The 13369-nt window shown below is 51.4% G+C and carries 16 protein-coding genes; 11 read left to right on the top strand and 5 right to left on the bottom strand.

The annotated features are described in order from the left end of the window. Positions 1-243 precede the first annotated feature (243 nt). Together K3G39_RS05810 and K3G39_RS05805 are read right to left on the bottom strand one after the other, a co-directional pair. On the bottom strand, positions 244-738 hold the full coding sequence (locus tag K3G39_RS05810) for a hypothetical protein (protein ID WP_220625234.1): 495 nt from the start codon (positions 736-738) through the stop codon (positions 244-246). 4 nt (positions 739-742) lie between these two features. Then, a complete protein-coding gene (locus K3G39_RS05805) occupies positions 743-1237 on the bottom strand; it encodes a hypothetical protein (RefSeq protein ID WP_220625233.1) in 495 nt (164 codons plus the stop codon). Between the two features lie 127 nt (positions 1238-1364). Between K3G39_RS05805 and K3G39_RS05800 the strand changes: the two genes are divergently transcribed. Next, positions 1365-3338 (top strand): peptidylprolyl isomerase, encoded by a 1974-nt coding sequence (locus tag K3G39_RS05800; RefSeq protein ID WP_220625232.1) that lies wholly within the window; start codon positions 1365-1367, stop codon positions 3336-3338. Between the two features lie 71 nt (positions 3339-3409). Here K3G39_RS05800 and K3G39_RS05795 read toward each other — a convergent pair whose 3' ends face one another. Further along, a complete protein-coding gene (locus K3G39_RS05795; RefSeq protein WP_220625231.1) occupies positions 3410-4054 on the bottom strand; it encodes a thioredoxin family protein in 645 nt (214 codons plus the stop codon). Positions 4055-4260: 206 nt separating this feature from the next. Here K3G39_RS05795 and K3G39_RS05790 point away from each other — a divergent pair, with 206 nt between their 5' ends. Further along, a complete protein-coding gene (locus tag K3G39_RS05790; RefSeq protein WP_220625230.1) occupies positions 4261-4425 on the top strand; it encodes a hypothetical protein in 165 nt (54 codons plus the stop codon). Positions 4426-4440: 15 nt separating this feature from the next. Here K3G39_RS05790 and K3G39_RS05785 read toward each other — a convergent pair whose 3' ends face one another. After that, the gene (locus K3G39_RS05785; protein WP_370627198.1) at positions 4441-5250 is read right to left on the bottom strand and encodes a DUF1684 domain-containing protein; all 810 of its coding nucleotides are present in this window, start codon (positions 5248-5250) and stop codon (positions 4441-4443) included. A 405-nt stretch (positions 5251-5655) separates the two neighbouring features. Between K3G39_RS05785 and K3G39_RS05780 the strand changes: the two genes are divergently transcribed. The 9 genes from K3G39_RS05780 (at position 5656) to K3G39_RS05740 (ending at position 13122) form a co-directional block, all read left to right on the top strand. Next, positions 5656-5910 (top strand): autorepressor SdpR family transcription factor, encoded by a 255-nt coding sequence (locus K3G39_RS05780; protein ID WP_220625228.1) that lies wholly within the window; start codon positions 5656-5658, stop codon positions 5908-5910. A 4-nt stretch (positions 5911-5914) separates the two neighbouring features. Beyond that, entirely contained in the window at positions 5915-6583 is a 669-nt protein-coding gene (locus K3G39_RS05775; RefSeq protein ID WP_220625227.1) for an SdpI family protein, read from the top strand. A gap of 47 nt (positions 6584-6630) precedes the next feature. Further along, positions 6631-8052, top strand: a complete 1422-nt coding sequence (locus tag K3G39_RS05770; RefSeq protein WP_220625226.1) for an alpha/beta hydrolase — start codon at positions 6631-6633, stop codon at positions 8050-8052. 117 nt (positions 8053-8169) lie between these two features. Continuing rightward, positions 8170-8601, top strand: a complete 432-nt coding sequence (locus K3G39_RS05765) for a GNAT family N-acetyltransferase (protein ID WP_220625225.1) — start codon at positions 8170-8172, stop codon at positions 8599-8601. A 128-nt stretch (positions 8602-8729) separates the two neighbouring features. After that, positions 8730-8876 carry a hypothetical protein gene (locus K3G39_RS05760; RefSeq protein ID WP_220625224.1) on the top strand — a complete coding sequence of 49 codons (147 nt, stop codon included), beginning with the start codon at positions 8730-8732 and terminating at the stop codon, positions 8874-8876. Between the two features lie 60 nt (positions 8877-8936). Continuing rightward, positions 8937-9521: a flavodoxin family protein gene (locus tag K3G39_RS05755; RefSeq protein WP_220625223.1), complete on the top strand. Its 585-nt coding sequence runs from the start codon at positions 8937-8939 to the stop codon at positions 9519-9521. A 162-nt stretch (positions 9522-9683) separates the two neighbouring features. Next, the gene (locus tag K3G39_RS05750; protein WP_220625222.1) at positions 9684-10019 is read left to right on the top strand and encodes a hypothetical protein; all 336 of its coding nucleotides are present in this window, start codon (positions 9684-9686) and stop codon (positions 10017-10019) included. A gap of 204 nt (positions 10020-10223) precedes the next feature. Beyond that, positions 10224-11030 (top strand): FixH family protein, encoded by an 807-nt coding sequence (locus tag K3G39_RS05745; RefSeq protein ID WP_220625221.1) that lies wholly within the window; start codon positions 10224-10226, stop codon positions 11028-11030. Positions 11031-11103: 73 nt separating this feature from the next. Then, a complete protein-coding gene (locus K3G39_RS05740; protein WP_220625220.1) occupies positions 11104-13122 on the top strand; it encodes a TonB-dependent receptor domain-containing protein in 2019 nt (672 codons plus the stop codon). A 3-nt stretch (positions 13123-13125) separates the two neighbouring features. Here the strand turns inward: K3G39_RS05740 and yidD are convergent, their stop codons facing one another. Continuing rightward, positions 13126-13347 (bottom strand): membrane protein insertion efficiency factor YidD, encoded by a 222-nt coding sequence (gene yidD / locus K3G39_RS05735; RefSeq protein ID WP_188502115.1) that lies wholly within the window; start codon positions 13345-13347, stop codon positions 13126-13128. Positions 13348-13369 lie beyond the last annotated feature (22 nt).

Below are 13369 nucleotides of genomic sequence, written 5' to 3'. Positions count from 1 at the left end.
TTAGAATGAATTACGGCTGACTTAAAGATTAGTTTTATTTTATTACAAATAAAATAAATGCAATATATTAAACTGGTTTGATCGATTTTCTGAGGTGATTATTTTGGCTTGGAGACCTACAGGAGGTATAAGATAAGGAATTGGGTATAGCTAAGGTATACGCACGGCGTCTTTCAGGACGCTTTTAGCACGGAGGGATGCTCGCTTTGGTGTGCAGTCGGTTTAACTGAGGAAAATCAAAAGCTACAGACTGACCTGTTGTGCGCTTACCGGTACCTGGTTCACTTCAACGTGTTGCTGTATAGCAGCCAGTTGTATACTGACACTCACATGGTTTGCTATTTCGGGACTCTGAATGTGCCCTAGTCGCATGATCATTTGCCTACTATCTTTCAGTTCAAAAACCAGCGCATGCTCAGATGCGTGAATACTGTCAATGGTATCCCAGTAGATCGTTTGTTCAGTTCCGTACAAAGTGAGCCGGTACGAGATGCGCTCAGGCGTCATGGAGAAAAAAGCATCTTTCAATTGCAGATAGCCGGCCCCCACGGCAAAACCCAGCATACCAACCGCACTCACTATCAGCGCGCCTCCTGCCCAGCCCCACCGGATCTCATCACGGGCAACAAACTCACCGAACAGGGCAGACAGTCCGCCACATAGCAGCAGTATACCTGACCAGAGCAGGATTCTCCTTGTTCTTTTAAGCGCCTTGTTAGGGTAGAGGTTTACATACATAGGGTCAGTTTTGCGTCATTTCAATACCTATCCCCTTTGCCACTGCAATTTGCGCCAGTTCGTCACGTATGCGCTGCACCGTTTGGGCATGATTCAGTGTGTCCAGGGCAACTGCATGCTGTTCACCGTTCTTCAACTCAAACTCCAGAGCCTGGCTGTTGATGACCATGCGTTCTATTTCTTCCCATTCAAAGTCGTGCTCCCGCTGCATAAACCCGAGGCGATACCGCACACCCGAAGCCGATATGGTCAGGTGGCGCTGATAGCCCGGATTGTGGTCGAGCCACACCGAAACCATAATAAGTGAGAAGGGCAACAGGCTGAACAGGTATAGGAAGGTCATGGCGGAGTGAAAGTCCCGCACCGCGATGAGCTGGTACAAAAGCCAGCCGTGCAAAGCCACTGAGAGCAAAGCGAGCACAAACAGCACACGCTCCATTTGCGACCGTATGCCATAGGGTCTGGAAAACAAACGTATGCTAATGCCGGTGTGCTGCATCGTAAATTAGAAGTTCAAGATTTCAATATACTAATAATTACCCAACTGCCAAACAAATGAGCAGCAAAACATTTTAGCAGCACTATATTACAGGCATTTAGTATATTGATGCGCATAAGCCTAAACGATGAAAAAAAGCTATACCATCTTATTTGCCCTCGCCGCCTTTGCAGCCTGCCGCCAGCAACCGCAGCAAAGTATGGCTCCGGCTACTACTACTCCGTCACAGCAGATCAACAAGTTTTCGGACGCTACACTGCGGGAGCTCTATACCTTGCAGGACGAACGCAAAACTACTGAGTTACTCAACTTCCTGAATCACCCGACTGCACAGTACCGGCAGGAGGCAGCGCTTGCTTTTGCCTCGGTGCAGGACACGCTCGCCATACCCCAACTGCTCACATCACTTTCAGATACGAGCGCTGCAATCCGGACTGCCTCGGCCTATGCTTTAGGTCAGATCGGGCATAAGAAAGCCCAGCAAGCCATGATCCGGCATCTGCAACAGGAGCAGCGCCCCGCTGTGCAGGCAGAAGTATTGGAAGCACTCGGCAAACTGGCTGACAGCGGCGGGCTAAACTTTTTGGTGAACTATCAGGCAACAAACGAAACAGCGCAGGCAGGGCAGGCCTGGGGACTGTACAGAGCCGGTTTGCGCCAGATCAGCAGCACACAAGCTATAGAACAGGCAGTACAGTGGCTGACTGACAGCAAGTCGTATGAAGTGCGCCTGGCGGCCGCTCACCAGTTGGCCCGTACGCCCAAACTCGATCTGTCACCTTACCGCCAGCAACTGACCACGGTCGTAACTTCTGATGAATCGGCGGATGTGCGCATGGCAGTGGCGCAGGTTTTCTCCAAAGTGAATGCCCGCAACAAAGCATCGTTGCTATCCGGTATTGTGCTAAGCGATCCCGACTACCGCGTGCGCCTGAGTGCGATCCGCTCCATGGCAGGGCTCGAGTTTGAGGAAATAGACGAGGCGATTTTGGCTGGCCTGACTGATCAGAACATCAACACGGCAGTAGCCACAGCAGAATTTCTGCAGGCCAATCATGTCGACACGAACAGTAATACACTTCGTAAAGCGCTGGAACAGGTAACGGATGGCCGCGTGCGGGCCGGCCTGATCTGGGTTATTTTGCGCAATAGTCCTGACAAAGCCAAGCTGAGCCAGGAATACCAACAGCTATACCTGCGCACCGAAAATCCTTACGACAAAGCCCATCTGCTCAAGGCCCTTTCTGCCGACTACAGCAACTACCAGTTCATCGCTAAGGAAACTTTCGCTGCTTCTCAGCCTGTCATCGGCACGTATGGCATGGAGGCACTCACTGCCATGCGGCAACAGGGAGACTTCCCGAAAGCCATGGAGCAGAACTTTGCCGACATCTTCAAACAAGGTATAGCCTCCGGTGGTGTATCGCTGGCTGGTCTGGCAGCTGGTGTGATTCGTAATCCGAAACTCAACTTCCGGGAGGTATACCGCGACCATACCTTCCTGACCGAGGCGCAGCAGAAACTGGTGCTACCCCGCGACATGGAAACCAATATTGAACTGCAGAAAACAATCGATTACCTGAGCGGGAAAGAGCAATCCGAAACGCCGCAAAACCCTTTTACACACCCGATTGACTGGCAACTGGTACAGACTATACACCCAGACCAGCAGGTGGTAATCGAAACCGAGAAAGGCGTGATCACACTGGAGTTGTTTGTGGAGGATGCGCCGGGCTCAGTGGCTAATCTTGTGGAGCTGGTAAACAAGCAGTTTTTTGACGGACTCTACTTCCACCGTGTGGTGCCGAATTTTGTGGCGCAAGGCGGCGACAAGCGCGGCGATGGCTGGGGAAGTTCCGACTACTCTATCCGCTCTGAGTTTGCCCCGCTGCACTACCGCGAAGGCTACGTAGGTATGGCCTCAGCTGGGAAAGACACCGAAAGCAACCAGTGGTTCATCACCCACTCTCCCGCTCCGCACCTGGACGGTCGTTATACCATCTTCGCAAAAGTGGTAGAGGGGATGGATGTCGTGCACCAACTGGAGGTAGGCGATAAGATCAGGCAGGTTAATCTGATTCTGCGGGCTAAAACCAATTAAAACTATACCTGGCAGGTATAAAAAAAGCGGCGACCTTAAAAAAGGTCGCCGCTTTTAAATGGGACGGGCTATTAGAGCCGTTCCATTGGCTGCTCTTCAATTGGCTGCAGGCGGGCCCATTTCGGGATCAGCTCTTTAAACTCCTTTAGTAGCGTTTTGCTACGGTCTTTGCCATACCAGCCGTGCAGCTTCTCAACAAATTCAGTGTAGGGTACATCCTGTGCTTTCATATTCATAAAAAGCTCCTGTGCAGGTGCCGGTCTTGGTCCCCAGGTGCCGAGTTCTTCCATAGTTGCGGCATCCAGCACGATTAGCTTCGGTATAGAACGGCCTCCGTTGGTCAGGTAAGCGTCTATCACATCCGGGTGCTCATCGCGCAGCAACAGTTTCACGTCAATCAGTGGCGAGGCATCGGCTATCTTTACCAGGGCCGGCACTGTTTGAGCGGCATCGCCACACCAGGCTTCGGTCACAATGACCCATATCATTTTGTTCTGCACTCGAAGCATCAAGTCTACCAGTTCGTCGTCCAGCTCAGTTGTTTTCTCGACGCGGCGCATGCGCTGGGCGTTCACACGGGTATATTCTACCATGGCTTCCGAATGGTTGGTGCCGGAGGTTTTGTTCTCGGCCAGTAGTGTGTCAATTAATTCCCGGTATTGGGTATAGGTCATGGCTTTCGCCAAATGCTCACTCATGATTATTGTTTCTGACATAGTCGCTGTGGTCATAGATTTGTGTTTAAATTTTTGCGGAACTATATATTAACAGCTATATGTTACAATAAGTTCCTTCCATTTGATTGTCCTCAGGTACCTGTTTATTTTACCCGTATTGCACCAAATTGTTTGCTTTTGAAATCAGGCACTTAGCAAGAATAGAAAAGCAGCACAAAAAATCAGCAACTCAGACCTGTTATGCTATGAAACTGCTGACCGAGGTCGCTATACCAATTGGACAAAATGCATTATCCTTATCGTCAGGTATAGCAGCTACAGGTATAGCCGTGGTGGTGCTAGCACCAAAGCGTATAGGCATAACTGATCGCAGAGCTATACCTGTGATTTCAGGAAAGACGCCCAGTTAGCGTGCAGGGTATGGCTTAGTATTCTCCGTAGGATTTTTCGCCGGCCTCAATCATAATGGGCAGGAAGTTTTGGCGCGGAGGCAGCGGGCAGGTAGCATAAGACACAAAGTCGCAGGGCGGGTTGGAGGCCTTATTGAAGTCGAGCACGGTGGTGCCGTCCGGTCCCGGCTTATCGGCGTAGAGGTAGCGACCCGCACCGTAGGTTTCGATGCCATTGGTTTTATCAGCGAAGATGATGAAAAGCTCCTCCCCCTCTACCAGCGCGTCCAGCTGATACTGCTGCCCATTCAGGGTAAAGACCACCGTACCGGGCGAGTTCTGCATAGAAGTTTGCCCCACAATGTTGGTAATAGCGATTTGCTTCGGAGTGGGATGCGCTACAAAATTAGCCTCCAAGCGCCAGTCAGCTTTTACAGGAAAGCGCTTTATACCTTTGAAATGCACCAACGCATCGTTTTGCAGGTCGCGGAGCCGTATGCCATACCTGTCGCCGCGCTTGATCACGAACCAGGTTAGCGTACCGTGTGTAAGTCTTGGCACCGTGTCCATGCCGGGGGTATAGAGCAGGGCTTCACGCACGGGTTTCCCTTTCAGCAGCACCTCCACGCCCGGGTTGATGCGGGTAGTCACGGTATCGCCTTTCAGGTGAATCACACCCGCCCGACCCGGAATCTTTTCTTGTGGAAATGTCAGCCCGTTATCGGGGCCACTGCCAAAGCTGTTATCGCCTTCCTGCAGCCAGAACAGGCCCGCCAAAGTAAGCCATCCATCGGGTTCCTTCAGCTTTGCCTCCCGCTGCTGGTGCCATTGGTCTACACTTGCCACATATTCGGGGGTAGTTTCTGGCCTAGTCTCAGCAGATTGATTGTATTCCGTGCAGCCACTTGCCAGTATGAGAGTGACAAACAGAAAAAGGGAGCGAGCGAAATAATTTGATCTGAACACGGAGAATAAACAGTAAAATATGTAATTCTGCTAATGTAAGAAAAAAACCGGCCAAGCCCATATTTATCGAACCTAGCCCGCACAGGGCTACCACGGCACGTGTTGGCCAAAAGCCCCGGAAAGGCTGGTGCTCAAGGTATAGCTGCCTGGATTCCCTGTTTTCAACGCCGTAATAAAAAAACACTAAACAGAGTGCGTCTACCGGCTCACAAATAAACATAAATGTTTATGAAAAGTTTTGGATTATAGATTACTATTTAGATATTTGTCTAAATACCTAATAACGTGAATAAAGTATTTAAAGCGCTCAACGACCAGACCCGTAGAGAAATCCTCAACCTGCTCAAGGAGAAGGACCTGACTGCCGGTGATATTGCAGAGGCTTTCCAGATTACCAAACCCAGTATTTCGCATCACCTCGACATCCTGAGTCAGGCGGAACTGGTTACCTCCCAGAAACAAGGGCAGTTTGTGATTTACTCACTCAACACAACCGTGCTCGACGATTTAATGAAATGGATCATCACGCTTAAAGATTAGAAACATGAAAGCCAACAACCTGACTCGAGAAATTATATCATGGGTAATCGTTTTCGTTCCGCTGGTATACCTGGCAGTATCCTGGGAAAGCTTGCCAGCGCAGGTGCCGGTGCACTTCAACCTGAAAGGTGAGGCCGACGGCTGGGCCAGCAAAACTGAAATGCTCTTTATTGTGCTGGGAACAACCGCGTTACTCAATCTTATTCTGCTGGTGCTGCCACGCATCGACCCCAAAAGAAAGCTCGACTACATGGGGAGCAAGTACCACCAGTTGCGCTTTATTCTGATCTCATTTATGGCCGCGCTTTGCATGTTCAGTATCTACACGGCGCTACACCCTGAGGCCTTTATACCCAACGCGTTGTTTATCCTGATCGGGGGATTTTTGATAGCGCTTGGTAACTACTTCCAGGCAGTGAAACCCAATTATTTTATCGGAATCCGCACCCCGTGGACGCTGGAAAGCGAGCAGGTATGGCGCAAAACGCACCGCTTGGGCGGTATCTTATGGATCATTGGCGGCATTCTGCTGATAGCATTGGCACTTCTCCCCGAATTGGGACTTCAGCAAATGCTCTACATTGCCGTGATAGCCTTGACGGTACTCATACCTGTGGTTTATTCTTTTATAGCCTACCGGCAAGAGCGACGTGAGTTGGGGCAACATTCCTAAGAACACAGACAGGTATAATCTTTCGCAAAACCCATTGAGCTACTAATATGATACGCCTCTTTTTATCGCTTTGCCTAATCCTCTTCAGCACCGTAGCCGCCGTGGCGCAACAGATACAGATAGTACCAGCACAAGTGTATGGCCCGTGGCATGGCACGTTAGAAGCCCCCGGTACCAGAGTCACCCTTGTTTTCAGACTGAGCAGCAGCGAGAGCGGTGAACTGGCGGCTACCATGGACATCCCGGGGCAGTCCGTAAAAGGCATGGCTATACCTGAAGCCGGGCTCAAACAAGACAGCTTATACCTGCGCATACCGGCAGGCGGCATCGCATTCGCTGGCAAACTAACAGGCACCGGAACCATAAACGGCAGCTGGAAGCAGAGCGGCATGTCTTTCCCGCTTGCCCTCACCAAAGGTGAAGTGCCTGTTGTCCGTCGTCCGCAGATGCCCGTACCGCCATACCCCTACCAGGAGCAGGAAGTAACCGTGGAGAACAAGGCAGCAGGTATAACACTGGCAGGAACACTCTCTATACCTACTGGCAAGGGTAAACACCCGGCTGTTATTCTCTTTACCGGCTCCGGCAAACAAGACCGCGATATGACCCTGCTGGAACACAAGCCTTTTCTAGTGCTGGCTGACCACCTCACCCGCCAGGGCTTTGCCGTACTGCGCCTCGACGACCGCGGTGCCGGTAAGTCAGGTGGCAATGCTACCATGGCTACGACGCAGGATTTTGTGTCAGATGCGCAAGCAGCCTATACCTACCTGAAAACGCACCAGGCAGTGAACCTTGAAAAGATTGGCTTGCTGGGCATAAGTGAGGGCGCCCTGATAGCGAGCAGCGTGGCCGCCACGAACAAAGATGTAGCTTTTGTGGTGCTTATGGCGGGTAGTGCCGGACCAGGTGTTGATTTGCTGGTGTCGCAGAACGAAGCTATCCTAAAGTCACAGCTCCAGGCAGACGAACTGCAAAAGTACCTGAAACTGCGCCGCGCCCAGTTCGAAGTAGCTGCCTCAAATACCGAGATGTTTGAAGCCTCCCAAAAAATACGGGCATTGGAGCAAGAAGCCAGAGCTAGCCTGACCGATAAAGACAAGCAGCTAGCGATTATGTTATCACCCCAGGCTGAAAACGCCGTTGTCGCTCAGATCATGACACCCTGGATGCGCTATTTTCTGGCTTACGACCCTGCCCCTGCCCTGCAGCAGCTTAAAATGCCCGTGCTCGCCCTGAACGGCAGCAAAGACCTGCAGGTACCCGCCGCCGCCAACCTCGTTGCCACCGAAAAAGCCCTGAAAGCCGCCGGTAACAAGCGCTATACCATCAAAGAACTGCCCGGCCTCAACCACATTTTCCAGACCGCCGACACTGGCCAGGTGCACGAGTACGGGACTATAGAGGAAACCATGGCACCTGTAGCGTTGGAGACCATTAGCACATGGATGAAAGGGGTAATGAAGTAAAAAGAACGCTAGTTGATTTGTCCGATGCAACTGAAGTAGCGCTTCGTGGGTCAGCAAGGTATAGCATGCCCATTTAGTTGACCAACACCACAGCTTCTCAAACCCATCGCTATACCTATGCAACTCACATTCAGAAAAATCATTTTGGCGGATGCCGCAGCCTTGGCAGCGCTGTCACACCAGTTCGGCTACAGCGTGACCGTTGAGGAAATGCGGGATCGGACGGAACAGATGCTAGCCCGGGAAGATCATTGTGGCTTTGTAGCAATGGCAGAACAACAGATTATCGGCTGGATTCATGGTTTCTATACCTTCCGGCTGGAATCGGAGCCCTTTGTGGAGATTGGAGGACTGGTTATAGACGAAAGCTTTCGAAGGCAAGGTATAGGGCAACAGCTGATTGCCAGAGTAAAGGTATGGGCTAGCTGTTTTGCAGTTCAAAAAATCAGGGTACGCTGCAACACAACACGAACCAACGCCCACAAATTTTACCTGAAAGCAGGATTTACCAAAAGCAAAGAACAGAAAATATTCGACCTGATTTTCTAGTCTGATTGCTATACGCTGACACAACCCTTATACCTTAAAAATGAACTTAAAGCCCTTTGCTCTTTTAGCCCTCTCCCTGTTTTTTTGCGACTTCTGAGGCAGGGCAGTTGTAAGCTGTCTGGACAGGTATGAGAGTGCAGAATCGGGACGGCAGCCCCTACCATGGCGTAGGTATACAGCCTGATATTTCAGTTCAGCCTAATCTCAAAGACATTCAACTCGGGAAGGATACGAAGTTAGAGGCCGCAGTTAAGTTTCTACAGGAAAGCCGATGAATTTCTAATCTACTACCCCAACTCAAATAACCCCCTGCAACTGATTAGAGTAAGTAGAGTATGAAAGCGATCATTCTACTCGGCACACTCAAAAAAGAAGGGCTGTCTAATACAGAGGTTCTGTCTGAATTTCTGGCGGGCTATTTCAAAAAGCAGGACATCGACTGCAGCATCGTCAAACTGGTGGAGCACAATATTCTGGCAGGCACCTACAGCAGCATGGGCGAAGGCGACGAATGGCCCGCCATTTTAAAACAGGTGCTTGCAGCTGACATAGTGGTGTTCGCTACTCCGATTTGGTGGAACAATCAGTCGTCGGAAATACAGCGGGTAATTGAGCGGCTCGATGAAATCCATGACGAAATTCTGGCAGGTAAGAAATCGAAGCTTGAGGGCAAAGTGGGCGGCATTGTCATTACAGGCGACTCGGACGGAGCGCAGCATATTATTGCCAACCTCAGCAACTTTTATAATGCGGTGGGCATGGTGCTCCCCCCTTACGCTTCGCTTTCGGTACTGTGGGAGAAACAGGCCAAAGGAGAAAAGCCTGGTCGCGAGGAGCTCCTGAAAAAGTATGAGGAAGACTACGCCAGCACAGCCGAAACAATGGTAAAGCAGATGGTGAAATATCTGCAACTAAAATAAGGTATAGCCTGCCCTTTCTAGCTGCCGACACAAAGCAACATCCGGCTCTTTACTGACATTTGCCGGTTAAACTTGTGACTTAAATCATTTTCTGAGAATCAATCCTGTTATACCTTTGTATTTGAGATGAGAAGGTATATAGCAGCCATATTGTTAACCCTGATGACACTCCAGGTAATGTACCAGGGGATCGTCTTCTCGTCTTATTTTGCTAACAAAGCCTACATTGCGGCCGTGCTTTGCGAGAACAAAGACAAGCCCCAACTCGAGTGCGAAGGCAAATGTTACCTCAAAAAGCAACTTCAGAAAGCCGACACGCCGGAGAGCAACGCCACTGGCCTTACACTCAAACTGGAAATCAGTCCTTTCACGGCTTCTTTATTTAAGCTTGATAAAATGGTTGCTGTGTCTCCGGTCCAAACCGGGTACGGCACTTTTCAGGAAAGCTCCTACCGCAACTCCTACCGTCCCGCCTGTTTTCACCCACCGCAGGTATAAGTCCATCTTCTTAACCAGGTTCACTGTTTTGCGTCACCGCTAAGGAATGGTGCCGCTATACCCTGCGCCTTCAATTTTGAATTCGTTGCCGACAAAAGCACCTATACATGTGCCAACGGCTCCCTTGCGTGCATATCACATCGCACACCAAAAAAACTTATACTTGAATTTTAGCCTGACACAGGCATTTTAAGACCTATTACCATGAAAAAATATACCTGGCTCACACTATGGGTTCTTTCTCTTATCACTGTTTTTAGTACCGGCTGCGACAAAGATGACGACACGCCAACTCCGACTTTCGCTTATCAGAAAATAGCCGAAGGCGAGGCCGCCGGAACCGACATCAAAATAGAAATCTACAGTAACGAGGAGCTGACAACTGGCTACAACCCCATTTACATCGCCCTTTTCGACGCTTCCGGCAAGCGTATTGAGCAGGCAGCTATCAGCTTCCAGCCGATGATGGACATGGGTATGAAGCAGCACGCCTCACCTATCGAAAACCCAAGCTCCGGGCAGGCTGTGGATGGTTACTTTCCGGGAGCCGTGGTGTTCACGATGCCATCCGGTGAAATGGGCTCCTGGACGCTGGGTGTGCAGGTACAGGTCAACGGTGAGACCGGCACCTTTACGACTCCTGTTACCATCAAAGAGCCTACCACCAGCCGCCTCAAATCGTTCGTCTCCAAAACCGACGGAGCCAAATACTTTGTGGCTTATCTGCAGCCACAGCAGCCCAAAGTAGGTGTGAATGATCTGGAGGTTGCTGTTTATAAAGCAATCGGAATGATGGATTTCCCGGCCGTAACCAACCTTACTTTAGCGCTTGAGCCCGAAATGCCAACCATGGATCATGGTTCCCCCAATAACGTGAACCCGACCCACACAAGCAGCGGACACTACAAAGGCAAAGTCAACTTTACCATGACGGGCCTGTGGCACCTGCATCTGACACTCAGCGACGCCAGCGGAGAAGCCGGTGAGCTGCATTTCGAAGTCAACTTTTAGTTAAAGGGCGCTGGTGCTCAGGTATAGCACTTAAACACCAGCGCCCATCTTACAATTCTTAATGGTGAAGGAAATGAAAATGCCTCTCCTACTCGGTGCCCTTGCGCTGGTCGCATCGCCCGTACTTGCCCAACAAAAGCCTATACCTGCCGACTCGGTGCGCACCATCGTGCTGCAGGAAGTAGCTGTGGTCACCAAACGCCACGATCATCAGCAGCATTTGCAGAATTTCTATAACGCCAACCAGGCAGCCACTACCGAAGAACTGATGTCGCGCATGCCTGAGCTGTCTTTCATCCGCCGCGGCAGTTACGGCATGGAGCCTACTATACGGGCCTACAGCGGCGGACAGGTGAGCGTGACGCTGGATGGCATGCGCATTCAAGGTGCCTGCACCGACAAAATGGACCCGGCCACTATCTACATCGAGCCGCTCAATTTGCAGCGTATTGAAGTGCAGACAACAGGTGCCAGCTCTATGCAGGGCGCGGCCATCGGTGGTAGCCTCGATATGAAACTGGCCGAAGCAGACTTTGCCGACGAGCGTAAACTTTCCGGTTCGGTGAGTAGCGGCTACCAGTCGGCGGCCAATGCCATGATGGGCGGTCTGCGGCTGAGCTATGCCGCGCCAACTTGGGGACTGCGTGCATCAGGCACTTACCGCAAAAGCCAGAACTACCGCAACGGTCGTGGCGAAAAAGTGCTCTACTCGCAGTACGAAAAGGCCAACTACGCTCTCAGCGGTAAGTTTTTGCTACAGGATGATCTTGTGCTTAAAGCCGATTTCATAGCCGACGACGGCTGGAAAATCGGCTACCCTGCCTTACCGATGGACGTAGGACAGGCTAATGCCCGCATCGGCTCGGTGAGTCTGGTGCGCGATAACAGCGAACGCCGCTGGAGCCGTGTGGAAGCCCGTCTCTACGCCAACCGCATCGCCCACTACATGGATGACAGCGCCCGCCCCGACCTGCCCATCCGCATGGATATGCCTGGTCTAAGCCGTACTTCGGGTATGTATATTGAAGGTACCACTGCCCCCGGTCACCAACAGCAACTCACCGTCCGTGCCGATGCCTCTGCCTCTTATCTAACTGCCTCCATGACGATGTACCAGGAAGGACAGACGCCTATGTACATGCTCACATGGCCCGACAACCGCCAGTTGCAGTCAGGTATAGCAGCGCAATATAGTTTCCAGGTGAGCGATAAAACCCAGCTGCAGCTCAACAGCCGCGTAAATATGTCTGATTTTGCAGTGACTACCGGCGAAGGCCGAAACCAGCTGTCCGTGTTCGGTTATGAGAGCACGGCTCGCCAGTTCCTTATACCTTCAGTGTCGCTACAGGCCAGTCGTATGGTTTACAAAAAGCTGAAAGCTTCGCTGTCTGGTGGCTTCAACGGCCGTACCCCAACTGCCAGTGAGCTCTATGGTTTTTACCTGTTCAGCCAGTTCGACGGCTTTGATTATGTGGGCAACCCGAATTTGAAACCTGAAAAAAGCGTACAGGGCGAGTTCACCCTCTCGTGGCAGGAGCCGCGCCTGCGCCTGCAAACCACCGCCTATGCCTCCCGCGTGCAGGATTACATTGTAGGTGCCTACAACCCGGAACTCAGTGCCATGACCATCGGAGCCCGTGGTGTGAAGATCTACTACAACACTCCTTACGCCCTGTTAGCCGGCGCCGAAGCCAGTGCCGTGTACAACATCACCGGTTATACCCAGCTCGTGAGTACTCTAAGGTATAGCTACGGCAGCAACGCCGACGGCGAGCCACTCCCGATGATGCCGCCTTTGCGCAACATCACTTCACTTAGAAAATACTTTGGAGATTACCTTTGGGTACAGGGCGAAACCGAACTGGCCGCCGCCCAGAACCGCAACAGCGAAAGCTTCCGAGAGCAGCCAACTGAGGCCTTTATGCTCTGGCACTTGCGCGCCGGTTATCAGAAAGAAACAGAAAAGAAGGTATGGCAGCTGAATGCAGGTATAGAAAACATTTTTGATGTGCACTACCGCGAGCACCTTGACTGGGGCCGCATTGCCCGCCCTGGCAGAAATGTGTTTGTGCAGCTGAGCGTGGGGTTTTAGAAGCTACGGAACCGGGTCATAGCCGCTTCCGCCCCAGGGGTGGCAGCGGCCGATCCGTTTCAGCGCCATCCAGCCACCTTTAAAAGGGCCGTATTTGTTCACAGCTCCCACAGCGTAGGTCGAGCAGGAAGGGGTATAGCGGCAGGTGGCGGGCTTCAGGGGGGATATCATGTTGCGGTATACCCAGAGAAGTGCGAGCAGTAGTTTTTTGAAAAGCCAGGTCATGGTACGATTTAGCTGCGTTTTA

It is taken from the genome of Pontibacter sp. HSC-14F20, assembly GCF_019599265.1.
Taxonomy (GTDB): domain Bacteria; phylum Bacteroidota; class Bacteroidia; order Cytophagales; family Hymenobacteraceae; genus Pontibacter.
This window is presented reverse-complemented; position numbering and strand designations above follow the sequence as displayed.

Coding starts and splice junctions, on each gene's coding strand:
- K3G39_RS05760 (WP_220625224.1), top strand. CDS start 8,730: ATGAGAGTGCAGAATCGGGACGGCAGCCCCTACCATGGCGTAGGTATA.
- K3G39_RS05750 (WP_220625222.1), top strand. CDS start 9,684: ATGACACTCCAGGTAATGTACCAGGGGATCGTCTTCTCGTCTTATTTT.
- K3G39_RS05775 (WP_220625227.1), top strand. CDS start 5,915: ATGAAAGCCAACAACCTGACTCGAGAAATTATATCATGGGTAATCGTT.
- K3G39_RS05805 (WP_220625233.1), bottom strand. CDS start 1,237: ATGCAGCACACCGGCATTAGCATACGTTTGTTTTCCAGACCCTATGGC.
- K3G39_RS05745 (WP_220625221.1), top strand. CDS start 10,224: ATGAAAAAATATACCTGGCTCACACTATGGGTTCTTTCTCTTATCACT.
- K3G39_RS05765 (WP_220625225.1), top strand. CDS start 8,170: ATGCAACTCACATTCAGAAAAATCATTTTGGCGGATGCCGCAGCCTTG.
- K3G39_RS05810 (WP_220625234.1), bottom strand. CDS start 738: ATGTATGTAAACCTCTACCCTAACAAGGCGCTTAAAAGAACAAGGAGA.
- K3G39_RS05740 (WP_220625220.1), top strand. CDS start 11,104: ATGAAAATGCCTCTCCTACTCGGTGCCCTTGCGCTGGTCGCATCGCCC.
- K3G39_RS05795 (WP_220625231.1), bottom strand. CDS start 4,054: ATGTCAGAAACAATAATCATGAGTGAGCATTTGGCGAAAGCCATGACC.
- K3G39_RS05790 (WP_220625230.1), top strand. CDS start 4,261: ATGAAACTGCTGACCGAGGTCGCTATACCAATTGGACAAAATGCATTA.
- yidD (WP_188502115.1), bottom strand. CDS start 13,347: ATGACCTGGCTTTTCAAAAAACTACTGCTCGCACTTCTCTGGGTATAC.
- K3G39_RS05800 (WP_220625232.1), top strand. CDS start 1,365: ATGAAAAAAAGCTATACCATCTTATTTGCCCTCGCCGCCTTTGCAGCC.
- K3G39_RS05770 (WP_220625226.1), top strand. CDS start 6,631: ATGATACGCCTCTTTTTATCGCTTTGCCTAATCCTCTTCAGCACCGTA.
- K3G39_RS05755 (WP_220625223.1), top strand. CDS start 8,937: ATGAAAGCGATCATTCTACTCGGCACACTCAAAAAAGAAGGGCTGTCT.